At 36.5% G+C, this 22993-nt stretch carries 26 protein-coding genes and 1 tRNA gene; 8 read left to right on the forward strand and 19 right to left on the reverse strand.

Annotation, left to right across the window (positions count from 1 at the left end):
* Positions 1-240: 240 nt before the first annotated feature.
* The 17 genes from VIL26_06355 to recF all read right to left on the reverse strand — a co-directional run bounded on the left by VIL26_06355 (position 241) and on the right by recF (position 15919).
* A complete protein-coding gene (locus VIL26_06355; GenBank protein HEY8390551.1) occupies positions 241-642 on the reverse strand; it encodes a hypothetical protein in 402 nt (133 codons plus the stop codon).
* Between the two features lie 6 nt (positions 643-648).
* On the reverse strand, positions 649-999 hold the full coding sequence (locus VIL26_06360; GenBank protein HEY8390552.1) for a DUF3800 domain-containing protein: 351 nt from the start codon (positions 997-999) through the stop codon (positions 649-651).
* 496 nt (positions 1000-1495) lie between these two features.
* Positions 1496-1571: transfer RNA gene (locus tag VIL26_06365), tRNA-Asn, on the reverse strand.
* A 271-nt stretch (positions 1572-1842) separates the two neighbouring features.
* Positions 1843-2958: a PIN domain-containing protein gene (locus tag VIL26_06370; GenBank protein HEY8390553.1), complete on the reverse strand. Its 1116-nt coding sequence runs from the start codon at positions 2956-2958 to the stop codon at positions 1843-1845.
* A gap of 74 nt (positions 2959-3032) precedes the next feature.
* Positions 3033-3548, reverse strand: a complete 516-nt coding sequence (gene thpR / locus VIL26_06375) for an RNA 2',3'-cyclic phosphodiesterase (GenBank protein ID HEY8390554.1) — start codon at positions 3546-3548, stop codon at positions 3033-3035.
* A complete protein-coding gene (locus VIL26_06380; GenBank protein ID HEY8390555.1) occupies positions 3548-5770 on the reverse strand; it encodes an ATP-dependent RecD-like DNA helicase in 2223 nt (740 codons plus the stop codon). Before VIL26_06380 ends, thpR begins: the two co-directional genes overlap by 1 nt.
* Positions 5771-5803: 33 nt before the next feature.
* Positions 5804-6988, reverse strand: coding sequence for a methionine adenosyltransferase (metK, locus tag VIL26_06385; protein ID HEY8390556.1), 1185 nt, complete (start codon positions 6986-6988; stop codon positions 5804-5806).
* A 91-nt stretch (positions 6989-7079) separates the two neighbouring features.
* Positions 7080-8513 (reverse strand): proline--tRNA ligase, encoded by a 1434-nt coding sequence (gene proS, locus VIL26_06390; GenBank protein ID HEY8390557.1) that lies wholly within the window; start codon positions 8511-8513, stop codon positions 7080-7082.
* 31 nt (positions 8514-8544) lie between these two features.
* Entirely contained in the window at positions 8545-9141 is a 597-nt protein-coding gene (recR, locus tag VIL26_06395) for a recombination mediator RecR (protein ID HEY8390558.1), read from the reverse strand.
* A gap of 6 nt (positions 9142-9147) precedes the next feature.
* Complete coding sequence (locus VIL26_06400; protein HEY8390559.1) at positions 9148-9468, reverse strand: YbaB/EbfC family nucleoid-associated protein; 321 nt, start codon at positions 9466-9468, stop codon at positions 9148-9150.
* A gap of 56 nt (positions 9469-9524) precedes the next feature.
* On the reverse strand, positions 9525-11252 hold the full coding sequence (gene dnaX, locus VIL26_06405) for a DNA polymerase III subunit gamma/tau (GenBank protein HEY8390560.1): 1728 nt from the start codon (positions 11250-11252) through the stop codon (positions 9525-9527).
* A gap of 10 nt (positions 11253-11262) precedes the next feature.
* Positions 11263-11856 carry a sigma-70 family RNA polymerase sigma factor gene (locus tag VIL26_06410; GenBank protein HEY8390561.1) on the reverse strand — a complete coding sequence of 198 codons (594 nt, stop codon included), beginning with the start codon at positions 11854-11856 and terminating at the stop codon, positions 11263-11265.
* Positions 11825-12553, reverse strand: coding sequence for a 23S rRNA (guanosine(2251)-2'-O)-methyltransferase RlmB (gene rlmB, locus VIL26_06415; protein ID HEY8390562.1), 729 nt, complete (start codon positions 12551-12553; stop codon positions 11825-11827). The genes VIL26_06410 and rlmB overlap by 32 nt, the downstream gene beginning before the upstream one ends.
* Positions 12554-12604: 51 nt before the next feature.
* Complete coding sequence (gene thyX / locus VIL26_06420) at positions 12605-13342, reverse strand: FAD-dependent thymidylate synthase (protein ID HEY8390563.1); 738 nt, start codon at positions 13340-13342, stop codon at positions 12605-12607.
* Entirely contained in the window at positions 13339-13743 is a 405-nt protein-coding gene (locus tag VIL26_06425) for a ribonuclease III domain-containing protein (protein ID HEY8390564.1), read from the reverse strand. Before VIL26_06425 ends, thyX begins: the two co-directional genes overlap by 4 nt.
* A gap of 99 nt (positions 13744-13842) precedes the next feature.
* Positions 13843-14556 (reverse strand): N-acetylmuramoyl-L-alanine amidase, encoded by a 714-nt coding sequence (locus VIL26_06430; GenBank protein HEY8390565.1) that lies wholly within the window; start codon positions 14554-14556, stop codon positions 13843-13845.
* Between the two features lie 268 nt (positions 14557-14824).
* Positions 14825-15919 carry a DNA replication/repair protein RecF gene (gene recF / locus VIL26_06435; GenBank protein HEY8390566.1) on the reverse strand — a complete coding sequence of 365 codons (1095 nt, stop codon included), beginning with the start codon at positions 15917-15919 and terminating at the stop codon, positions 14825-14827.
* A 147-nt stretch (positions 15920-16066) separates the two neighbouring features.
* Between recF and dnaN the strand changes: the two genes are divergently transcribed.
* The 8 genes from dnaN to mnmE all read left to right on the forward strand — a co-directional run bounded on the left by dnaN (position 16067) and on the right by mnmE (position 22550).
* Positions 16067-17170, forward strand: a complete 1104-nt coding sequence (gene dnaN / locus VIL26_06440; GenBank protein HEY8390567.1) for a DNA polymerase III subunit beta — start codon at positions 16067-16069, stop codon at positions 17168-17170.
* Positions 17171-17214: 44 nt separating this feature from the next.
* Entirely contained in the window at positions 17215-18153 is a 939-nt protein-coding gene (locus VIL26_06445) for a hypothetical protein (GenBank protein ID HEY8390568.1), read from the forward strand.
* 187 nt (positions 18154-18340) lie between these two features.
* Positions 18341-18493, forward strand: coding sequence for a 50S ribosomal protein L34 (rpmH, locus tag VIL26_06450; protein ID HEY8390569.1), 153 nt, complete (start codon positions 18341-18343; stop codon positions 18491-18493).
* Positions 18494-18501: 8 nt separating this feature from the next.
* Entirely contained in the window at positions 18502-18861 is a 360-nt protein-coding gene (rnpA, locus tag VIL26_06455) for a ribonuclease P protein component (protein ID HEY8390570.1), read from the forward strand.
* Between the two features lie 5 nt (positions 18862-18866).
* The gene (gene yidD, locus VIL26_06460; GenBank protein ID HEY8390571.1) at positions 18867-19106 is read left to right on the forward strand and encodes a membrane protein insertion efficiency factor YidD; all 240 of its coding nucleotides are present in this window, start codon (positions 18867-18869) and stop codon (positions 19104-19106) included.
* Entirely contained in the window at positions 19094-20278 is a 1185-nt protein-coding gene (locus tag VIL26_06465; protein HEY8390572.1) for a YidC/Oxa1 family membrane protein insertase, read from the forward strand. Before yidD ends, VIL26_06465 begins: the two co-directional genes overlap by 13 nt.
* 36 nt (positions 20279-20314) lie before the next feature.
* A complete protein-coding gene (jag, locus tag VIL26_06470) occupies positions 20315-21133 on the forward strand; it encodes an RNA-binding cell elongation regulator Jag/EloR (protein HEY8390573.1) in 819 nt (272 codons plus the stop codon).
* Between the two features lie 103 nt (positions 21134-21236).
* Positions 21237-22550: a tRNA uridine-5-carboxymethylaminomethyl(34) synthesis GTPase MnmE gene (mnmE, locus tag VIL26_06475; protein ID HEY8390574.1), complete on the forward strand. Its 1314-nt coding sequence runs from the start codon at positions 21237-21239 to the stop codon at positions 22548-22550.
* A 7-nt stretch (positions 22551-22557) separates the two neighbouring features.
* On the opposite strand, the gene VIL26_06480 is transcribed toward mnmE, so the two are convergent.
* The gene (locus VIL26_06480) at positions 22558-22689 is read right to left on the reverse strand and encodes a hypothetical protein (GenBank protein HEY8390575.1); all 132 of its coding nucleotides are present in this window, start codon (positions 22687-22689) and stop codon (positions 22558-22560) included.
* A 94-nt stretch (positions 22690-22783) separates the two neighbouring features.
* The coding region (locus VIL26_06485) for a YmaF family protein (protein HEY8390576.1) at positions 22784-22993 on the reverse strand (210 nt) is incomplete at its 5' end.

Consider the following 22993-nt stretch of genomic DNA (forward strand, 5'->3'; position numbering starts at 1 on the left):
GTCCCTCCAGAAAGTTTTGTTATCCCATTTGCCTTTATAAAACTCATAATAACAAGTTCCTTTTCGTTGAGAGTTGTTTACAAATAAAATCATTAACCTTCCCCTTCCTACAAAATTAAATCTTATCAATATTATAACAAAATAATTTCAATAAAATATGGGTCTATAAGAAAAATACTTATAGACCCATACAAGTGGCTCCCCAGGTAGGATTTGAACCTACGACCCTTCGGTTAACAGTTACTTCCAAAAATCTTTTTGGATTAATCCTTGTAGCCTATTAAAAGTGAAGGTATCGGCTTTTTTAATAAAAAATTTATAAGCTTCAGCAATTTTTTTGTTGGCAACAAGATATAATGGAATTTCTTTAGATATTAGTTTTTTAAGGATTAATTTTTTATTTTCATATTCAGAATGTTTATTTAAATCCCACCCAACTAAATAAAAATCTTTGGTATTTTCATAATCGATATATAATTTTGCTAATACTAAAAGATCTGTGTACTGTTGTAATTTATATTCAAATAGTTTGGCTTTTTTTTGACCTTTTAAATTTAAGGCAAAACTTATAATAGCCGCAATAGTGCCCCCGCTTACCAATAGAGTCAGAATGGGCAAAATATAATCCATAAATTGCTTCATTAAATTTCATCTCCAAAATATATTTAAATTAAAATTAATTTTCCCGTTATTATTAAAGTTATTGGATATGTGAATTTTTGTACCGTCCTCATTTTCTAAGCCTAAAATATCATTAGTTGTAACATCAAATAATCTTGCAAGTTTTATTAGGTTCTCGCCATTTTCCCAAAAACTATTCTTAATATCTGTAAATTGATTGTTTAATTTAGATAATACATTATCTTTAATTATTACACAAGATAATACAAAGCCTCTTGAAGATTTATCTCTTTCATCTGCACAACCACTTTCATCAAAAAAAGCGACATAATCAGCATCAGTTGTATCCCCAAATAAAATCCTGTTTTTCCAACTCATCTTAATTTTAACACTTTTGTAATTTTTATATTTAAGTACAAGATAAGTATACATATTCTTGTAGAGTTTTCAAGTAAAAATATCGTCAGTCAAAACATAATAGGCAATATAAAACATAATAGGTAATATAAAGATTATAATTAAAGGTGCTTAGAAAACAATATTAGCATAAATACGGTGCAAAGGTGGTTAGGTCATGCACAAGCAAGCACAACAGCAAATATATATACCCATGTTCAAAGGGGGTTTGAATTAGAAGAAATTAAGAAATTTGACTTAATTAAAATGGAACTGTCGGCGAAGATGACACCCGTTTGAATTAGAAGAAATTAAGAAATTTGACCCTAAAATATGACCCTTCGGTTATGGGGTGTCAAAAACACAAAAAGGGTCACGCAAAATATTGTAAACAAAAACAAGAAAAGCCAGTAAAAATGGCTTATTTTACCAAAAAACCATATAAAAAAGCCCCAAATCTTACGATTTAGGGCTTTAATGGCTCCCCAGGTAGGATTTGAACCTACGACCCTTCGGTTAACAGCCGAATGCTACTACCGCTGAGCTACTGAGGAAAATCAGCATTATTATTATAGTCTGTGCGTCAATAGTTGTCAATAATTTTTTGCTTCAAAATGTTACCATTTTTTTGAACTTATTAATTTTTCAACGCACATTTATTATGTCCTATATATTAATAGAAAATTATAAAAATATCAAGCAATTATAGCCATTATTATCTTGGATTATTAAAATTTTTTTGAGAATAACAAACATGTCTAAGTGTTATTTTCTTAAACTCTTGAGACTTAAATAAAAAATCCGTCTTCATCAGACGGATTAAAACTACATTATTCTTGAAAAAATTATTCGTCCTGCCGAGGTCTGCAACGCTGTCGTGATAGTAACTTCTTTTTCGCTGCCTATATAGTTGCCTCCGTTTTCTATTACTATCATTGTTCCGTCAGGCAGATAACCTATTCCTTGACCGCGTTCTTTACCCTCTTTTACTATGCGTACCATCATCTTTTCTCCAGGCAATGCTATCGGCTTGATTGCGTTGGAAAGATCATTGATGTTAAGCGCAACTATATTGTTGGCAGTCGCCAGCTTGTTAAGATTGTAGTCTACTGTTATCAATTTTGCCTTATAAAACTGAGCAGTCTTTATATATTTTACATCAATATCAGTTTCGTTGATGTCGTCAGTGATCTTGACATGGATCGCTTTTTCTTTTTGCAATGCTGCGGCGATATCCAAGCCTCTGCGGCCGCGGTTCTTTTTCAATACATCTTCATCATCAGCGATACGCGCTAATTCTGTCAAAACAAAATTAGGTATTAGCACTTCGCCGCTCAAAAAGCCTGTTCTTACAATATCCAAAACTCTGCCGTCAATAAGAGCTGAAGTATCCAACAAAATCATATTAGGGCAGTCATTAACAGAAAGAGTTGACCTTTCGGTAAGGTTGGTAGCAGGCAAAACCTGGCTCATAAGTTTTGCACCCAGTCTCATTCCTACAACGCCAAATATTAGCATTAATATTACAGTAATGGTTATAGTGAATGCTGGATTGATGCTTTCTACGCTGTTTAATAAAAACCAGCATACAAAACCAAGCAGGACTCCTACTACAAGTCCTAAAATTCCCATTACAACTTCTTTTGCACTGTACTTAGAAAGCGCGTTTTCTATTAATCCAGATAAAGCAAAAATCCCTTTCATGACAACTGGAGCAATCAAAAAAGCCAAAAACGAAATAAACAATCCGCTGACTACTTGAATGCAGACTTTTAGCCATCCCTGCATATTGAGCAGCAACTTGCCGTCAATTTGTATTGACATTATTTCCTTAGAAATAATCCAGCCAGTTACAAACCCCATCGGCACCAGCACAAGCCTGATTATAGCTACTATGCTCTTAGAAGGACTTTGCTTTAATTTTTTTTGTTTTGAAACCATGAAATTATTATATTATTATTGCAAGAGATTAGTCAAGTTTATTTCAAATTTAAGCATTTTTGTCAAAATATTGTTTATTTGAGTTTATGAACAAATATTGACCTATACACCAATTCCCCCTCAACCCTTAATGACTGCATAAGACTTATATCATTAACCGTGTAAGTATAAGGCAATATCTCGTCAACCTTAATACCGCTAGGTACATAATCAGGATTGCGTATGAGTGTAATATGAGGAGAAAATCTATTGGGCTGCAGGTCAAAGGTGTTCCTTAATCTATTAAAAAGAAATGCATTGATGTTTTTTAGATGTTTTGAGTCGTTGACGCCAAGATATATTATGTTTTTTCCAAAGCTGGAAATGTTATTTAAAGTTATGTCAAAATGGCTTTCGTTGATGTCGACTATCGCGTCCTTAATAAAAGGAATCTGCGACTGTTCGCTTTGTCCCAAAAACAAAAGAGTTATATGATAATTGGACTCTTTTGCGTAATTGCCTTTAATGCCCTGTTGCTTTAGCCAGTCAGCAATTTGAGATATTTTTTTCTTTATTGTATCGTCAAAATTAACAGCTATAAACAATCTCATTATGAAAACAACTCCATTTGATTGGAATATGTATCCAGCATCTCTCTTAACATTGTATATCTGGTCTGCGTAAATGTATTATTTACCATTTTGCGTATTGTTTCTTTTTCACCTATAAGTACAGCATAGTTTTTTGCTCGTGTCAATGCTGTATATAAAAGGTTTCGAGTATTGATCATATAGCTTCCGCCTGTTAAGACTATGACGCATGCATCAAATTCGCAACCTTGGCTTTTGTGTACGGTTATCGCATAAGCAAGCATAAGCTCTTCCATAGTTTCAGCGCCATAAGTAGCCCGCCGTCCGTCTTCAAACTCCACTACAAGCTCGCCCGTAGAAGGCGTTACGCTTATTACAATACCCATATCGCCGTTAAAAACTCCCACTCCGCTGGTTATTATTCCGCTTTCGTCTACTTTTTGCCATTCTAATTCGTAATTGTTGGCTATATGCATGACTTTGTCGCCTACTCTGAATGTCTGGTTTCCGTAGGTTATTTCAGGTTTATTAGGACTGGCTGGATTAAGGCTGTTTTGAAGCTGGCGGTTTAGATTGATTACACCAGCAACACCATTTTTCATGGGTGCCAGCACCTGTATTCTTTGAGGCGAAAAGCCTGTAAAATTGGTAAGTCTTTGAGTTACCATTTCGACGGTTGCGCTCAAAATCCGTTCGGGTGAACTAGCGGATAAAAAGAAAAAATCCTTTGAAGCTGAATTATCTATAACGGGCATTTTGCCATTATTAATAAGATGCGCGTTTGTAACGATATTGGAAGTGTCGCTTTGGCGATAAATATGCGTCAAATATGTGATAGGCAGTTTGCCGCTAAGAAGCAAATCAGCCAAAACATTTCCCGCGCCCACACTGGGCAGCTGGTCTTTGTCCCCTAATAATATAAGATGAGTGCCTGATCTTATGGCTTTTAGCAAACCGTTCATAAGGAATGCATCAATCATAGAGATTTCATCTACAATTATGTAGTCATATTCAAGCGGATTGTTTTCGTTATACATAAAGCCATGTCCCTTAAAATCCGGCTGAAGGGCTCTATGAATAGTCATTGCTTCTTCACCTGTCGCTTCCTGCATACGCTTGGCCGCTCTGCCGGTAGGCGCAAGCAATAAAAATTTTCCGCCTCTTATTCGCAATATATCAAGCACGCACGAAATAATTGTAGTTTTCCCTGTCCCGGGACCGCCTGTGATTATAAGTACTCCGTCATTTAGACATGACGAAATAGCCTTTTTTTGCACAGAGTCAAATTTATAACCCTTTTTTTGCTCGTATCTTTCTATGTCTTCAGAATAATCGTTTTTTAAATCATCTGCACTTTGGATAAGAGTTAGCAGTCTTTGCGCAATATTTTTTTCTACATGATAAAGATAAGATAATGCGATGCATCTATGTTCGGGTTTGGTATAAAACTTGAGCTTGCCGTCTATGACCATTTTTTCATAAAAATCATATAGCTCTTCAGCAGTTTTATTGACACTAAGCACTTCTAGCACGTTTTGGTTGAGTTCTTCAATTGGAAGATAGGTATGACCGTTTCGTTCTGCAGCTGTGTTGAGTATATAAATAATGCCTGCTCTTAGCCTAAACTCGCTGTCTTTTTTAATTCCGATCTTTTGGGCTATTTTATCAGCGGTTACAAAACCTATTCCTTCTATGTCTTCAACCAGCTTATATGGATTATGTAAAACAATTTCTTTAACCTGATTCCCGTATTCGCGGTAAATCTTTAAGGACAAAGACGGAGAAATGCCGTAACTTTGCAAAAACATCACCGCTTCGCGCATAGACTGAACGGATTTATATGATTCAGAAATGCTGTTGGCTTTTTCCAAAGAAATGCCTTTTATCTCCGCCAGCCTTTCGGGCGATTTTTCTATTATTTCAAAGGTCTTTAAACCGAATTTGTCTACTATTCTGGTGGCGGTAACTTCACCTACGCCATGAATAAGTCCACTTGCCAAAAAACTAACTATACCTGTCGTGGTTTGAGGCGATACAGATGCAATATTTTTGACCGCAAACTGCATGCCATACTTAGAGTTGTATCGGTTTTCTCCTTCAAGACATAAATATTCGCCTTCGGAAAGCATAGGAAAATAGCCGACACAAGTTACAGGTTCGCCGCCGTTATCAATTATCATTACCGTATAACCATTTTCTTCATTTCGGTAAATGATATCTTCTACTGTGCCTTCTATTTTCAAACCGTTACTCCAAAAAATAAATTACTTAAAAATTTAGTCTTTTTTACTTAATCCCTCAGCTGCCTGCAATATTGCATCAACCTTGTTAGTTTGTTCCCAAGGGAATTCAGGTTTTCCAAAATGTCCGTTGCGCGCAGTAGCGCTATAGATAGGACGTCTTAAATCAAGAGTTTTTATAATGTCATAGGGGCGCAAATCAAACACATCATTGATTATTTCTTGAATCTGAAAATCTGAATATTGCGATGTACCAAATGTATCCACGCAAAGTGAAATAGGACGAGGCTTGCCGATTGCGTATGAAATCTCGATCTGGCATTTGTCAGCAATACCTGATGCTACAATGTTTTTGCAAACATATCTTGCCATGTATGCTGCGCTGCGGTCAACCTTGGTAGGGTCTTTGCCGCTGAATGCTCCGCCGCCATGAGGACAATAGCCGCCGTATGTATCAGTAATAATTTTTCTGCCTGTCAATCCGCTGTCACCCTGAGGTCCGCCTATTACAAACCTGCCGGTAGGGTTCATATAAAACTTGGTGTCTTTTGTTATATATTTTGCAGGAATAACTTCATTTACCAATGCCCAAATATCTTTTTCCATAGTCTTTCTGTCTACGTCTTCGGCATGCTGTGCGCTAACGACTACGGCATCTACGCCTATGGGGATATCTCCATCATAGACTACGGTAACTTGCGCTTTTCCGTCAGGTCTAAGATAAGGCAATGTTCCATCAATTCTATATTTTGCTAGCTTGTCCGTCAGTCCGTGAGCCAGCATTATAGGCAAAGGCATTAGTTCGGGAGTTTCTTGACAAGCATATCCAAAAACCATGCCTTGATCTCCTGCACCCATCAGATCTGCCGGATCTTGAGAAACGGCATCTTTAGAATTAAGCACACCCATAGCAATGTCAGGTGATTGCTCGTCAATAGAAGTCAATACCGCGCAAGAATTATAATCAAAGCCGTATCTTGCATCAGTATAGCCGATGTTTTTTATGGTTTCGCGTGCTATCTTGGGTATATCCACATAGCAATCTGTAGTGATCTCGCCCATAACAAGCACAAGCCCTGTATTAACTGCGACATCACAAGCTACCCGCGCATCAGGATCTTTTTCAATAATATAATCTAATACAGCATCTGAAATCTGATCGCAGATTTTGTCGGGATGCCCAATTGTTACACTTTCGGAAGTAAATAATTTATATTTCATAGCAATTAGTCCTTAGTTGATTTTTTTGCGACAATATGCAATGCGAATTAAAACGCATTTATTTTAGTTTTTATATTTTTATATAGTTATATTAATATGCTCTGCCCCAGAAAATCTTATGTTTAGCTTTTTTGCCGCATACAGCACAAGTGTCGCCGCAAGGTGTTTGGTCAAAAGGCATATTACGTGAAGTTGCTTGGAGCTTTTGCTTTACAAAATCTTCGCATGCTTGATCTCCGCACCACATTGACAAAGCAAAATGCTTATTATTAATAACCTGCTCCATTTCATCCATATTGTGGACAACAGTAATATGCGAATCCAAAAAGGCTTTTGCCTTATTATACATATCTACTTGAATAGTTCTCAAGAGCTCTTCAATTTCTTGCGCGATATTGTCAAGTTTAATTGTAGATTTTTCTAAGGTGTCGCGGCGGCTAACAACAGCCACACCGTTTTCTATGTCGCGCGGACCTATTTCGATTCTTACGGGTACGCCTTTCATTTCATACTCATTAAATTTCCATCCAGGCGAAGCGTCAGAATTATCGACCTTGGCACGTATTCCCAAAGATTTTAAAGAGTTCAATATTTCATCAGCCTTTTCTTCAACACCAGGTTTGTGTGCTGCTATCGGAATAATTATAGTTTGAACGGGCGCAACTTTAGGCGGCAAAACAAGACCGCGTTTGTCTCCGTGCACCATAATAAGAGCTCCGATAAGACGAGTAGTAACACCCCAAGAAGTCTGGTAAACATATTTGTGAGTTCCGTCACGATCAAGAAATCTTATATTAAAAGCCTTGGCGAAATTTTGTCCTAAGTAATGCGATGTTCCTGCCTGCAGGCTTTTGCCGTCTAGCATCATAGCTTCTATGCTGTAAGTATCTTCTGCTCCCGCAAATTTTTCTTTTATAGATTTTTGTCCGGGCAAAACAGGTATAGCAAGCTCGTCTTTCAAAAACTCAACATAAACATTGAGCATTTTCAAGGTTTCTTCACGCGCCTCTTGTTCGGTGGCATGTACTGTATGTCCTTCTTGCCACAAAAATTCAGATGTGCGCAAAAACGGTCTTGTTGTCTTTTCCATTCTTACGACGTTTGCCCACTGATTGATAAGCAAAGGCAAATCACGATATGATTGTACCCAGCGTGAATACATATCGCAAATAATCGTTTCTGATGTGGGACGTACTACAAGCGCTTCTGCCAAAGGCTCATTTCCCACATGAGTAACGCGCGCAACTTCAGGTGCAAAGCCCTCTACATGTTCAGCCTCTTTTTTCAAAAAGCTTTCGGGAATGAACATAGGAAAATACGCGTTTTGATGCCCTGTTTCCTTTATGCGCTTATCAAGTCCGCTTTGGATAAATTCCCATATTGCATAACCGTAAGGGCGTATTACCATGGTACCTTTTACGGGACCATAATCTACAAGACCAGTTTTCAATATAACATCAGTATACCACTGCGTAAAATCTGTTTCTATATCTGCAATGTTTTTCACAAATTCGTTTTGAGCCATAAAAAAATTTTTTACTCCTATATCTAAAAAATTAAATTTCTTTTCTGTTTTCCAGCGCCTGTGTAAGCGTTATTTCATCGGCATATTCTATATCGCTGCCTGCCGAAATGCCTTGGGCAAGCCTTGTAGTCTTAACTCCCAGAGTTTTTAAAAGTTTAGCTATATAAACCGCGGTTGCCTCGCCTTCTACCGTGGGATTGGTAGCTAAGATTACTTCTTTTACTCCGCCTTCCGAAACCCTTTTTATGAGTGACTTTATATTGATATCGTCAGGACCTTTAGATTGCAAAGGACTAATATTGCCGTGCAATATGTGATAAACGCCTTTGTATCCTCTTACCTTTTCCATGGCAAGCACATCTTTTGGCTCACTCACTACACATATAACATCACTTTTTCGTTCGGCGCATATAGGACAAATTTCATCAGTAGAAAAATTTCCGCATATTTTGCAATATTTTATCATACTCTTCGTGTCTATTATCGCTTGCGAAAACTCGTTTGCCTGCTCTGATGACATATCGATAACAGCATAAGCATATCTTTGCGCCGTCTTATATCCAACTCCGGGCAATTTGGTAAATTGATTAATAAGCCGTTCAATAGGCTCCAAAGATGTTTTTTTCATTTTTGCTTATAGAAGTCCCGAAAACATTCCCATCTTTTGGGCATATAATTCTTCTGCTTTTTCAAAAGCTTCGTTAAATGCGGCCGTTATCATATCTTCCAACATTTCAACATCGTCAGGATCTACCGCCTCAGGCTTAATGGTAATTGAAATAAGCTTTTTCATTCCGCTTAGTTTTACAGTAACCATGCCGCCGCCAGAGGTTGCTTCAACTTCTGAATTTTCCAATTCTTCCTGGGCTTTTTTCATGCTTTCCTGTATTTGCTTTGCCTGCTTCATCATTTGCTGCATATTGCCCATGCCGCCAAATCTTCCGAAATTTCCCATATACTATACTCCTAAATATTTTACCACTAAGTGTTATATAGCGGTGGTTTGATTTTTTACTTAATTTCAAGTTTGCTGCCTGCCAGTTCTTTAAGACGACTTATTGATTTTTCTTGATATTTTACATCTACCGGCTCGGACAAAATAACCGAAAACTTGAGCCCATTCAGCAGTTTTTCTATTTTTTGTTTTGATTTTTCTTCTGATAACAGTTTATATGAATTATTATCATAAACTGTGGCTGTAAGTACTCCGTTTTCTAGCTTAATTCTTTCCACATTATTGGTCAATTGAAAATGCAGTAAAACTTCTCCACTTTCTCTTAACTTATATGCAAGTTCGCCTAATTTTTTTTCTGCTATATTTTGAACAGATACGCCGTCTGAAAATATATCATCAGTATCTGCTATAAAATGTCCTTCTCTTTGAGGTGGTATGTATGCCTCGCTGATTTCAATCGGCTCTGATGTTTCTTTTTGTTCGTGTGTTTCTTGTTTGAGTTCTGGCTTTTGTTGTATCTCTAATTTTATTTCAGTTTGTTCGTTGTTTTCTTTTGTTTGGTTGTTTTGCTTATTTTTTTCATCTTGATGTACAGACTTAGTAAATTCTTTGGGCGTTTCAACTGCAACAATATTTTGTGTCTTTAAATCAGAAATTTTTTTTTCTAGTTCGTTAAGTCTAGCCAATATTGCATTAGGTGTATTAATTATTAATCTTGAAGCCTTAAAGACCGCATTTTCCAAAGTGATTCTAGGGTTAAGTCCGTATCTTAAGTCTTGGTCAAGTGAACCAAATATATCAATGCATACTGTTATTTTGTCCATATCCGCTTGAGCACTTATTTCAAGCAGACTATCCAATACTTCTTTGGGCAAGCCCAAAATTTCATTTGGCTCTTTGCAGGTCTTGGCAATGCCCAGGTTTCTAAAATATGTTGTAAGGTCGCGCGCAATAACATTCATGCTCTTGCCGGATTCCGCCATTTGATTGATTATTTCAAGCGAGTTGTTGAGATCGCCTGACAAAATGCTTTTGGCAAGATTGCCTATAACCATATTATCGCTGGCACCCAAAAGTTCCAGCACATCGTCATAAGTTACGCCTTCACGAGAAAATCCTGCGCACATATCGGCTATTGACAAGGCGTCTCTTACGCTTCCCATTCCGCTTCTTGCGATAAGTTCTATTGCTTCTTTAGATGCTTTTATGTTTGAACTAGCAAAAACATTTGAAATAATCTCTGCAATTTCTTTTGTTGAAACAAGTTTAAAGTCAAACCTCATGCATCTTGACATTATAGTCGGAGGAATTTTTTGAGGTTCGGTAGTTGCCAAAATAAATATGACATATTCGGGCGGTTCTTCCAGGGTCTTTAAGAGCGCGTTATATGAACTGTCCGTCAGCATATGCACTTCGTCCACGATATATACTTTGTACTTGCTGTTGACGGGCGGATACTTGACCTGTTCTTTAAGATCTCTTATCGCTTCTACTCTGTTTGAACTAGCACCGTCTATTTCTATAATGTCAATATTGTCTTGAATTTTGCATATATCGCAAACACCACAAGGCGAACCGTCTTGCGGATTGAGGCAATTGACTGCTCTTGAAAAAATACGAGCAACTGTGGTTTTGCCTGTTCCGCGCGTTCCAGTAAAAAGGTAAGCGTGACCTATGCGGTCATTCTTAATTTGATTGACCAGTGTGCGCTTAACAGCGTCTTGTCCCGCTACTTCTTTAAAAGTCTTGGGACGGTATTTTCGATATAATGCCGTATAGCTCATAGATTTTGCCTTATAAATGATATAAAGGTATAAGTTTTTTCTTTATTCTCTGCAATGTGTTATCCACAGCTTTTGTGCCTTTGTTTAACTTAGCAGCAATCTCGCTATAAGAATGTCCTTCAAGATATTCCATTAAAACCTTTTTTTCTAGCTTGCTCAAATCGTTTTGGATAAATGTTCTAAAGTCTCTTAACTGCTCATCTTTTAACAAGACATCAAGCGGATTGTCTGCGTGCTCATCTATTATGTAATTTATAAATTCTTCTTCGCCGTCCGTTTCTTTGTTTAAGCTCAAGGATTCATTTAGGGCTCTGTGTTTGTTTCTCAAAGCTGTTTTTACCGCCGTCTGCATATTGCGATTAATACACATATCCGCAAATGCGGTAAAATTGCCTTTGCCTTTTTGGCTGTCATAATCCCTTATGGCCTTATAAAGTCCAATCATTCCTTCTTGAATAAGGTCGTCGGTATCCCCACCTACCAAAAAATACGCTCTGGCAAGTTTTTTTACTCGGTCTTTGTATTGCGTCAAAAGGCGTTCTATTGCTTCAGTATCGCCGTTATGTGCCTTTTCAATCAAAATTTCTTTGTCTAATGGCTTCATATACTACTGCTCCGCAGGCAACGGATGCATTGAGAGAATTGACCTCTCCGTACATAGGAAGCGAGATTACTCCATCACAAAGTTGCTTGGTCAATCTCTTGACTCCGCTGTCTTCTCCGCCGATAACAAGAGCAAGCGCCCCCTTTAGATTGGTTTTATAAAGGTTATCCCCGCCTGTTTCGGCAGCCAAAACTATAATATTTTTTTCTTTTAGTTCTCTTATAGTATCATTAATATTGGTTACTCTTGCAACCTTGACATGAGTTGCGGCTCCTGCCGAAACTCTTATTACGGTTTCGTTTACGCTTACCGCACGGTGTCTTCCTATAATTACACCATGAACGCCGCCGCATTCGGCTACTCTTAATACGCTTCCTAAATTATGCGGATCTTCCACACCGTCTAAGATTATTATAAAAGGATCTTGTCCTTTTTGTTCTGCGTCTTGCAAAATATCTTCTACCGTACTGTAAATAAAATCGGTTACTTCGGCTATAAAGCCTTGATGTTTTGCGCCCTTGCTTTCCTTATCCAAAATCTCTTTTTCAAGAAATGTTATCTTGATTCCTTTGCTCCTCGCAAGATTAATGAGATTGTTGGCTTGAGAATCCCTTAGCCCTTTGGCTACTACAAGTCTATCAATGGTTACATTAGAATTAAGTGCTTCGCTTACTGCGTTTCTGCCTGTTATTTTCAAATTCGTCTACCTTATCTATCAAAAATTTAATACTGATTATTATTTCCCTTATCAGTCTTTATCAAACAATGACTGCTGATATGCTCTTACTTCGGCTGCCTTGTTGCATGTCATCTTGCCTTCGCTGCAAGCACCAGAAACACAAGAAGGTCCGCTGTTTTTAAACAAATTGGGGGCTACCTTAATAACTTCTTTGAACATAAGCCATGCCACTTCTCGTATTTCCCATTGTGCACGGTTACAACATCTTAGCTCAAAAAAGTGCATAAGTTCACGCGCATTCATAGTCATTATCATTTTGGTTTCTGCCGCATTAGGAAGCAAAAATCTTGCGTCCTCATTGCTCTGTTCGCCTACTCCCAATTTTGACTGCCAACCAACATACCATTGATGAATCTGATTCATCTGGTTTTGATATTCTTTTACCGCTTCTTCACCCAAAGCTTCTATCTTAGGTGGAATTATGTAATTAAATGTTTTGTCAGCTCCTACATATCTTTGGGACTTGACAGAAAAACTTGCAATGCGGTGTCTTGTTATCTGCGCTAAAAATGACCTTGATACGCCTTCTATTGAAAAAGTAAAGCTTGCGTGTTCAATAGGCGACAGATGTCCCATTTTGATAAGCATGTTAATAAATTTAGCGGTGTCGCTGGCATCTACTTTTTCTTTTAATTGATCTATATCAAAATCCGAATAACAAAGTTTTGCTGCCAAAGCGATAGTTTGTTCGGGTTCGGGTGTATATTTTAGCAGTGTAACTTTGGGTTTTACTTGATTTATGCTCATGTTATATCCTTTTGTTTTATTATTGCTTCAAAAATTTCGTCCAGTCTGTCTTGATTTTTGGATAAATACAGATAGCCTATTACGGCTTCTAGTGCCGTTGCTTTTTTGTAATCTGCTGGGGACGAATTTTTGGCTGTACTTATGGTATGACGATTGCGCGCTCTTCTTCCTATATCCTTTTCTTCTTCTGTAAGCATATCAAATATGTTTTCCCACTCACGGGCTTGCGCAGAAGCGCTTACAAATTTTTTCATCCTTGTGTGCAAAACTCCGGCGCCCGCTTTGCTGTTGTCAACAAGCCATTTTCTTATAGCTAATGTAAGGTAAGCATCGCCTATCCAAGCAAGCACTTGAGGGTCCATATAAAGCACGCTTTTTTGGTCGTCAATCATATTTGACATTATACCACATCATAGATAAAAGATAAAATTATTATAATCAAAAGTTTATGACAAAAAAGACAACAAAAAATGCCGCAAAACGCGGCATTTTAAATCATACTATGTATCTATTTCATATGGCGCAATATCTAAAAACTTCATACACCCTAGCATTATATGATAAGCCAGCTTTTCTTGATATTCGTCTGTAATCAAAAGAGCTTCATCATCAGCATTGGACAAAAAGCCGCATTCTACAATAACAGACGGATAATCCGTACAGTTTACAATGTAATAATCGCCCGAAAGATATAATCTGTTGCAATATTCTATATTAAGCGCCAGCGTTTCTTGAATGTTGCGGGCTAGCTCTTTTCCTGCTTCGTTGCCTTTTTTATAAAACACTTGAGCTCCACGCTGTTTGCTTTGAGAAAAGAAATTCATGTGAATGCTTATAACAGCATCTGGTTTTGCCTTTCTGATAATTTCAGCACGCGCTTTCATATCCTTTTGTTTGAAATTTTTTACGCTTCCGCCATAAAGCCCGTCGCTATTAGTGCGCGTCATCACCACATCAAAACCGTAACTCTTAAAATACTTTTCAAGTTTTTTTGCAACCTTTAGATTAAGCTCGCTTTCTTTTACTTTGGTATTAACGCCAGTTACACCTCCGTCAATTCCGCCGTGTCCGGCATCTATAACTATAGTGGTCTTGAGTCTTGGTATATAGCGGTTAGCCTGAACAGTCGAAGTCAAAATAACCGCCGCTATTACTAAACATATAAAAATGCAAGATATTATAATTATTTTCTTTTTGTGAATAACTGCTATCATTTATCCCCAAAGTTATCTACTTACCCACAGTTAATTATCCCATTTCTATGGAGCTTTTTGTCGCATAATGATGAAAAGTGTAAAAAGGGCATAAATGTATGCCTTTTTATCCACTTATCCACAAAGTTATACACATTTTAACTGACAAGCGGTGAGTATGTAGAATTTTATTAACATTACAAAATAGATATTCTACAAAATAATCAAATATGCTTGAAAATTGAATTATACTAAGAATAAAAGAATAAAAAAATTAAGTAAAACACACTTATTTTGTCGTTTGGATGTTTTCTGGCATTACTTTTCCGGAGTTTACTTTATAAAACTGCGCTTGAGCTTTTTGATCAAAATGAGTGCATGTGATAAGCGTCTGAATATCTTGAATTTTTTGAATAAGTCTTTCTTGGCGGACTTTGTCTAATTCGCTAAAAACATCGTCTAGTATCAAAATTGGCATTTCGCCGACTTCATGCGCAAAAATCTCTAACTCAGCTAACTTTAGCGCCAATGCCGCTGTACGCTGCTGACCTTGTGAGCCGAAGGAGCGGATATCCACACCGCCAACTGATAACGCGATATCGTCTTTGTGAATTCCGGTATGTGTATAGCCGCGTTCTATATCATATTGAGTTTGGGATTTTAACTTTTTTAGAAAATTGTGTTTTATCTCGTCAACGCTGTCGCCCTCTAGCCCTTCGTAGCTAACTTTGAGTATCTCTTTGCCGTCTGTAAGATAGCTCTGAGCTTGGGATGCAAAATCGCCCAGCATAAGCACAAACTCTTTTCGGGCGAACGCCACTTTTGCACCGCATTCAACAAGCTGTTCATCCCAGATATCCACAGTTTCTTTTAGACCCTTTTGGGACTTTAACAGCCTGTTACGTTGAGCCAAAATTTTGTTATATCTTGACAGATTATAAAAATAACTTCTAGACAGTTGGCTCAAGTCAATATCAATAAAGCGGCGGCGGTTGTCTGGTGAATCTTTAACTATCTTTAGTTCATCGGGAGAAAAAAATACCGCATTGACTGTACCCATAAGTTCGCCTATTCTTTTTATGGGTATTCCGTTAATGCTTATGCGCTTGTTTTCTGTTCTGGTCAAATACGCTTCTATTTTTACTTTGCCTGTTTTTTTGACCGCATCAATTTTTATATATGCTTTGTCCTGATCGGATTTTATAAGCTCTTTTTCTCTAGGAGTTCTTGGAGATTTTCCGACGCAAAGATAATAGACGGCTTCGACAAGATTGGTCTTGCCTTGAGCATTGGAACCGTATATAATGTTGGTTGTATTGCCCAACCTTATATCAGCATCTGTATAATTTCTAAAATTTTTTAACAAAATCCGCTCTATATACATTGCCTTTTTATTTTAGCATATCTAAATACAAAAGTCTTATTTTGTGTTAAATGTGTGTTTATTCAACTGGTTTTTGGATTTTGCATTTAATTGTATAGAGATAATTATTGTGATATAATAATATGGAAAAATTCAACGGAGATATTTATGAAAGTATTGTGCAACGGGCTAGATTTGGCTCAGGCAGTTTTAAAAGTTTCAAAGGCGTTGAGCCAGCGCACTCCTAACCCTATTTTGGAAAACATCAAGCTGACTGCTCAAAAAGACAGTCTAAAACTTACCGCAACTGATCTTGATCTTACCATAGAAGACACTATTGTAGCTGAAGTGGAAATGGAAGGAGAAACTCTTGTTAACGGAAGATTTTTCTCCGAATATACAAGAAAGATGACAGACGGTCAAATAGAACTCAATGTTACAGACGGCAATCTGTTGAAAATAAGATATCAGGATTCTGCAAGCGATATACGCACTCAAAATGTGGATGAATATCCGCCTGTAAATGAAATAGACGATTCAATTAATTTCAGCATCCCTCAAAAAGAATTTAAAGACCTTATTAATAAGGTTGTCTTTAGCGTAGCCGCCGATGATGCGCGTCCTATATTGCAAGGTGTGCTGCTTGAAATTGAAGATAGAACTATAACTGCCGTAGCTTTGGATGGTTACAGACTTGCTAAATGTACTAAGCCGCTAAAAAGCGCGAGCGCATCAATGTCAATGATTGTGCCTGCTCACAGTTTAGAAGAAGTTTGTAAGTTGCTTAACGACAGCGACGAATCTGTGACTGTTTACCGTCAACGCAATCTTTTAAAGGCTGATATCGGAAGCACTAAGGTTTTGACAAGACTATTAGAAGGCGATTTTATCAATTACAAACAAATCATACCTTCGGACTTTTTGTCAGAAGCTTCTGTTAACAAAAAGCAATTTGAAGACAGCCTAGAAAGAGCTTCTTTGCTTACAAGACATACCAAAACCAATCAAGTTAGACTTGATCTAAAAGGCACTCTTATGCAGATAAGTTCGGATGCGGACTTTGCTTCAATTAACGAAAAAGTTGCTATCAAGCTAACAGGAAGAGATATCTATATAGCTTTTAATGTAAGATTTTTGAGCGAGGCTTTAAAAGCTATAAGCGATGATTTTATAAAATTAAAGTTCAACAAACCCGAAAGCCCGTGCATTATTACTTCAGTAGGCGACGGCGATTATTTGTATCTTATTTTACCTATACGTGTTAAGGGCTAAAAATTAATAAAATGCACATTATACAATAATAAGCAAGGTGTACTATGCCCAATCCAGAAAAAAAGGCTGAACGGCAGCATCGCAAAATTGCACGTAAAAGATTAAGAAAAATCAAACGCGAGCTTTCCAAAACCGCATTAATTACCAAGCTGGTTTATTGGCTGTTGCAAGCGTCTATTATTCTTATCTTGATCGCTTCTGTAATCAATGTCTTTTTGCGCATGTATGCTGATGTAGAAAGCAGCATTATGCATATAGGTCTGTGTCTGGCAGGACTTATCACAATAAATATACCCGCTTTTATTCAGCATAAGTTCAAAATATATATTCCGTCTTTTTTACAGCTTATAGCTGTATTGCTTATTTATGCACATTTTATTTTAGGCGAAATCTTTAGAGCTTATGACCACGTCCCCTTATTTGACAAAACCTTGCATACTCTAAACGGTCTAATATTTGCTTTGCTTGGTTTTTCTATGGTCAATATGCTTAACAATAACAGCGAAGCTCACAAAAAATTGTCTCCATTCTTTGTATCGTTGTTTTCTTTTTGCTTTTCGCTGGCGGTAAGCTATATTTGGGAAATCTTCGAGTTCTCTATGGATTCCATTTTTAAAATAAATATGCAAAGATGGAAAGATGGTTTGGTGGGAACTGGAAACGGAAGCAATGCTTATACACAAGGTACAGGACTAATAGACACAATGATAGATATGATTGTTATGATGATAGGTGGCGCCTTGGTAAGCATAGCAGGATACATATCATTAAAAACTAAAAAAAATTTGTTTGGCAAGTTGTTGCTTCAGCCTATGTCTGATTATGAATTAGCAAGAAAAAAAGCTATCGAAGAAAACAACAGCGAATTTTTATCTGTGGTTGAAGATTTGCATAATAATAATAATGAAATAGATGATTTAGACTTATTTATTGATGAAGAAGATAATTTGAAATACGAACATATAAATCCAAATACACAATAAAAACTCTTTTAGCAAAAATACTTCTTTTAACAAAAGTGTTACAAAAATATACCAATATTTGGAATAATAATAAAAACAGCATTTTTCATCAAACGACTTAGTTTTGCTTACTTGACTAGTATAATGTTTACGGATATAATAACCCTTGTGATTTTAAAAATGAACATTTAAAGAGAGGATTTTATATATGAAAAGGACTTATCAACCCAAAAAACGCACCCGTTCTAAAGTCCATGGTTTTAGACAAAGAATGAAAAGCGCAGCAGGCAGAAGAGTTTTAAAGAGAAGACGCGCTAAGGGCAGAAAATTTATAGCAGTGGCACCTCTCGGTGAAAAATAATCCTTTCGATGCTAAATAAAAGGTATCGTTTAAAAAAGGATTTTCAATTCCGCTATATATATCGTAACGGTCAAAGTGTCAAAACAAGTGCTGTTTCTTTGATTTTTGTAAAATCAAAACATCCTGGCATTAAGATCGGAATTTCTGTCAGCAACAAAATCGGTAAGGCGTTTTTTAGAAACCGTATTAAACGCCTTATCAGAGAATGTGTCAGGGCAAATCTTGACAATATGATAAAGGGTTATAATTATATCTTTGTGGCCAATAATAATTTTGATTTCTCTCATTCGGATTATTCTATGATATCAAATTATATTACCGAAGCAATAAAGAAGGCCAATTCTAGCATAACCTCAGTCAAAGCTTAAGGCGTATGAAATGGATTTTAATTAGTTTGGTCAGGTTTTACAAAATGGCGATATCGCCGCTTTTACCAGACAGCTGTATCTATACGCCGTCTTGTTCGTCTTATATGGTAGAAGCCATACAAAAGTTTGGTTTATACGGCGTAGTTTTGGGTATAAAAAGATTGTTGCGGTGCGTGCCATGGAAAAAAGGCGGATTTGACCCTGTTCCTGATAATCCCAAAGGAGATATGAAATGGTTAATGTAATAGCCGAGGCTTTTACCACTACATTTTGGAAATGGCTGATTATTGATGTTTTGGGCTTCATCCAAAACTATGGTTGGCGTGTTATATTTTTGACTATGGCGATAAAATTGATTTTAGCGCCCCTTGATTTTTTCAACAGAAAAAAATCCATAGACAACGCCAGAAAAATGGAAAAAATGAAGCCTGAGCTGGATAAAATATCCAAGCAATATGCTAACAATCCTGCCGAACTTCAAAAAAAGCGCAGTGCTTTGTATAAAAAATACGGATACGGTGTTTTTTCGTCATGTATCGCCATGCTTATACCGTTGATTATTTTTATCACCTTGATTTCTGGTTATACTGGCACATCTAAAGTACTAAACACCAATCGCTATAATCATCTGAAAGAAATCTATACTCAAAATGTAGCGCAATATAAACAAGATGTAACCGAAGCAAAAGTTGCTGAAGTCAATGCTATTAATCAAGAATGGTATGATTATCAGGTTTCGCTTTTAAGTGGTACCAAAGACAAAACCGAAGAAGAAATAGTTAAAATGTTAGAAGAAAAGCTTGGTTTTGTTGGAATTAAAAAAGGAAATAATGTCTTTACAATAGATAATATTAAAAGTCAGCCTCAACAAAGACAGTATGATGAAGTTGTAAAATATATCGCTCAATTAAGAGTTTATGACGAATATGAAGCTCATGGCAAAGATTCGTTTTTATGGATAAAAAATATTTGGCGTGCTGATACTTGGGCTAACCCCATTCCTACTCAGTCTGAATTTTATTCATTAACTGGTATTAAGGAAAACGCCGATGTAGATTATAATGACGTAATGGGTATAATACAATATAGATATAAAGGTCAATGGAACGGACTTCTTATTTTGGTTGTGTTGTCCGTCGGTCTAAATGTTCTAAATACCTGGATGAGTATGCGTCAGCAAAAGGCAAACGAAGATCCTACTAACGGCGCAATGGGTTCTATGAAGATTATGATGTTCATGATGCCTATTTTGATCGGATACTTCGCTTTGAGCCAAACATCGGCATTTACGTTATATATGGCTGTTAACTCATTCATGACACTTATTATCAATTTAATTTCAACGGGTATTTTAAAATTAATAGATAAAAATAATAAAGAAGAAGAATCCCCTTACGCCCGCAGGATAATAAGATAACGCCGAAACAAATCAATTAAAGATAGAGGTATTAAAATGAAAAGTGTAGAAGTGCAGGAAAAAACCGTAGAGCTAGCTATCGAAAAAGGACTGCAACAGTTAGGATGTACTTTAGATAAGGTGGAGACTGAGGTTCTTTCGGCTGGTGGACTATTTTCCAAAGCTAAAGTAAGACTAACAATGAAAGATACTGTAGGCGAAAAAGCCCAAAAATTTGTCGAAGGGCTTTTTAAAATTCTCAAACTTGGAGCATTGGTTGAAACAACAGAAAACGATGATGAAGCAACTTTAAATATAGTAGGCACAGATTTGTCGTTCTTGTATAACAACAGCGGAGAAGTTTTTGATTCATTGCAATATTTGACTGCTTTGGTTGCTAACAAAGGAAATGAAGAATATAAGCGTGTTGTTTTAGAAAGTGAAGATTTTAGAAGCGAACGCGAACAACAATTACAAGATCTTGCCGTTGAAATGGCAGAAAAAGCTGTAAAAACCAACAAAAAAGTTAAGCTTGAACCTATGAATCCTTACAAAAGACGTATAATTCATACCAAGCTTCAAGACGATCCCAATGTTACAACTCATAGTGAAGGCGTTGAACCTTATCGTTGCGTAGTTATAGTTCCTAAAAATCTAAAGCCGTCTTTTGAAAGAAAAGCTAGAAACAACTTTAACAACAAGAGAAGAAACGACAAAAACAGAAAAAGTTATGCCAACGGCAATAATAGAAACTCAAAAAATTATCAAAAACAAAATAACAACCGTTCAGGTTCAAACGGCTTTGCAAAATCTCAAAAGATGAGCGGTTTTTCTACAGGTACTCTTATTAAACGTAATTCTTTTGAAACAGAATAAAAAATATTAGATAAGTATTTAGGACTTCTATATTAGAAGTCCTTTTTTAATTCAATGATTAATATGTTGTTGTTTGGGCATTTTAAGGATATAATATTAAATTATGAAAACGATTTGTGCAATATCAACACCCATAGGAATAGGCGGAATTTCAATAATAAGAATGAGCGGTCCTGAGTCCTTGAACATAGCCAAAAAGATTTTTTCTCCCTATCATTCCAATTGGGACAATGTAGAGCCTAGAAAAATGTATTTGGGCAAAATTAAAACAGAACATTTTACGGACAAGGGATTGTGCGTTTATTTTCAAGCACCTAATTCTTACACTGGCGAAGACATCATAGAATTTCATTTGCATGGTGGAAACGCTTTAACCAACGGTGTTCTCAGACAATGTATAGACCTAGGCGCAAGTTTGGCAGAACCTGGAGAGTTCACAAAAAGAGGTTTTCTTAACGGAAAACTAAGTCTAAGTTCTGCAGAAGGCGTCATAGAAATGATTAATGCCCAAAGCGAAGCTGAAGTCAATGCTGGATATAATCTTTTGGAAGGTTCTTTAAACAAGCAATGTACTCAAATTCAGAATAAAATAACAGATATTTTGGCAGAACTGGAAGCGGCGCTTGATTATCCTGAAGAGGATCTTGAAATTTTGACTTTAAACGAAGCCAAAAAATCCATTGAAGAATTTATTAAGCCTTTACAAAAACTAAAAGAAACTCAAAATACCGCCAAATTCGTAAAAGACGGCATAAGAATTGCAATAGCCGGAAAGCCCAATGTGGGAAAATCCAGTTTGCTTAACGCTCTCATTCAATATGACCGCGCTATTGTTACCGATATTCCAGGCACAACAAGAGATACAATAGACGACAGCTTTTCTTACAAAGGTATTAACTTTATTATAACGGATACGGCAGGACTTAGAAATACTGATGACAATATAGAAAAGCTAGGCATTGAAAGGTCATATAAAAGCATAAAAAATTCTGATGTCGTGCTGTTTTTGATCGATGATACCTTTGGAAAAGAAGACAAAAAGCTGCTTGATGACATAAATAAAAAGAATATTTTGATTATTAAAAACAAGTCCGATATTTCTAGCGAACTTGGCAATGCAGATATGCTGATTAGTGCTAAAAACGGCGATGGAATAGCAGAACTAAAAGAATGCATTTATAATATGTTTATTGACAACAAAATTATAAGCGGCGGCCTTATGCTTACAAACGCTCGACATATAAGCGCAGTAAACCGTGCATTAAAAAGCTTGAATATTGCCTTGCAAGCCGATCAACCTGACTTAATGGCAATGGATTTAAAAGATGCCTGGGATGCTTTAGGCGAGATTACAGGTACAACTGTCAGTGAGACAATTATAGATAGAATATTTGAAAAGTTTTGTCTTGGAAAATAAATAAAAATTAATCTATTATATCTTTAATTAATCTCTGCATGCTTTTGGTATCTGCTTTGGTCTTTTTTATCAATTCATCCAGTCTGCTGGTTAATTTTTTAAGTCTTATTTTGATTTTTTTATACTGATTTCTGGTCATGATATCAGTTTATAACTGACTTTTTCATTCTTCAAGGTTTTTATGACAAAATAATATAAAAAACTGCCCTGAAGATTTTTTCAGGGCTTTTTAATTAATATCTTTTATCTTTGCTTGTAGGGTCTTCTATTAATGACGCTACTCTAAATTTATGGCAATGTCCATCATCAACTGTAGTTGCTGCCTTGACGAAATGAACATGTCTGTCTCCTACCTTTATAGCCCCAGATGATACGCCACAAATCTCATGATAATGATCGCCGTAAAAATCTGTTCTTATCTTTATTTTGTGAACATGATCTCC

This window comes from Clostridia bacterium (genome assembly GCA_036562685.1).
In the GTDB taxonomy this organism is placed as follows: Bacteria; Bacillota; Clostridia; order Christensenellales; family DUVY01; genus DUVY01.

What these genes read in the sequence shown, in the direction of transcription:
- VIL26_06355 (HEY8390551.1), bottom strand. Translation starts at nt 642, where the DNA reads ATGAAGCAATTTATGGATTATATTTTGCCCATTCTGACTCTATTGGTA.
- VIL26_06360 (HEY8390552.1), bottom strand. Translation starts at nt 999, where the DNA reads ATGAGTTGGAAAAACAGGATTTTATTTGGGGATACAACTGATGCTGAT.
- VIL26_06370 (HEY8390553.1), bottom strand. Translation starts at nt 2,958, where the DNA reads ATGGTTTCAAAACAAAAAAAATTAAAGCAAAGTCCTTCTAAGAGCATA.
- thpR (HEY8390554.1), bottom strand. Translation starts at nt 3,548, where the DNA reads ATGAGATTGTTTATAGCTGTTAATTTTGACGATACAATAAAGAAAAAA.
- metK (HEY8390556.1), bottom strand. Translation starts at nt 6,988, where the DNA reads ATGAAATATAAATTATTTACTTCCGAAAGTGTAACAATTGGGCATCCC.
- proS (HEY8390557.1), bottom strand. Translation starts at nt 8,513, where the DNA reads ATGGCTCAAAACGAATTTGTGAAAAACATTGCAGATATAGAAACAGAT.
- recR (HEY8390558.1), bottom strand. Translation starts at nt 9,141, where the DNA reads ATGAAAAAAACATCTTTGGAGCCTATTGAACGGCTTATTAATCAATTT.
- VIL26_06400 (HEY8390559.1), bottom strand. Translation starts at nt 9,468, where the DNA reads ATGGGAAATTTCGGAAGATTTGGCGGCATGGGCAATATGCAGCAAATG.
- dnaX (HEY8390560.1), bottom strand. Translation starts at nt 11,252, where the DNA reads ATGAGCTATACGGCATTATATCGAAAATACCGTCCCAAGACTTTTAAA.
- VIL26_06410 (HEY8390561.1), bottom strand. Translation starts at nt 11,856, where the DNA reads ATGAAGCCATTAGACAAAGAAATTTTGATTGAAAAGGCACATAACGGC.
- thyX (HEY8390563.1), bottom strand. Translation starts at nt 13,342, where the DNA reads ATGAGCATAAATCAAGTAAAACCCAAAGTTACACTGCTAAAATATACA.
- VIL26_06425 (HEY8390564.1), bottom strand. Translation starts at nt 13,743, where the DNA reads ATGTCAAATATGATTGACGACCAAAAAAGCGTGCTTTATATGGACCCT.
- VIL26_06430 (HEY8390565.1), bottom strand. Translation starts at nt 14,556, where the DNA reads ATGATAGCAGTTATTCACAAAAAGAAAATAATTATAATATCTTGCATT.
- recF (HEY8390566.1), bottom strand. Translation starts at nt 15,919, where the DNA reads ATGTATATAGAGCGGATTTTGTTAAAAAATTTTAGAAATTATACAGAT.
- dnaN (HEY8390567.1), top strand. Translation starts at nt 16,067, where the DNA reads ATGAAAGTATTGTGCAACGGGCTAGATTTGGCTCAGGCAGTTTTAAAA.
- VIL26_06445 (HEY8390568.1), top strand. Translation starts at nt 17,215, where the DNA reads ATGCCCAATCCAGAAAAAAAGGCTGAACGGCAGCATCGCAAAATTGCA.
- rpmH (HEY8390569.1), top strand. Translation starts at nt 18,341, where the DNA reads ATGAAAAGGACTTATCAACCCAAAAAACGCACCCGTTCTAAAGTCCAT.
- rnpA (HEY8390570.1), top strand. Translation starts at nt 18,502, where the DNA reads ATGCTAAATAAAAGGTATCGTTTAAAAAAGGATTTTCAATTCCGCTAT.
- yidD (HEY8390571.1), top strand. Translation starts at nt 18,867, where the DNA reads ATGAAATGGATTTTAATTAGTTTGGTCAGGTTTTACAAAATGGCGATA.
- VIL26_06465 (HEY8390572.1), top strand. Translation starts at nt 19,094, where the DNA reads ATGGTTAATGTAATAGCCGAGGCTTTTACCACTACATTTTGGAAATGG.
- jag (HEY8390573.1), top strand. Translation starts at nt 20,315, where the DNA reads ATGAAAAGTGTAGAAGTGCAGGAAAAAACCGTAGAGCTAGCTATCGAA.
- mnmE (HEY8390574.1), top strand. Translation starts at nt 21,237, where the DNA reads ATGAAAACGATTTGTGCAATATCAACACCCATAGGAATAGGCGGAATT.
- VIL26_06480 (HEY8390575.1), bottom strand. Translation starts at nt 22,689, where the DNA reads ATGACCAGAAATCAGTATAAAAAAATCAAAATAAGACTTAAAAAATTA.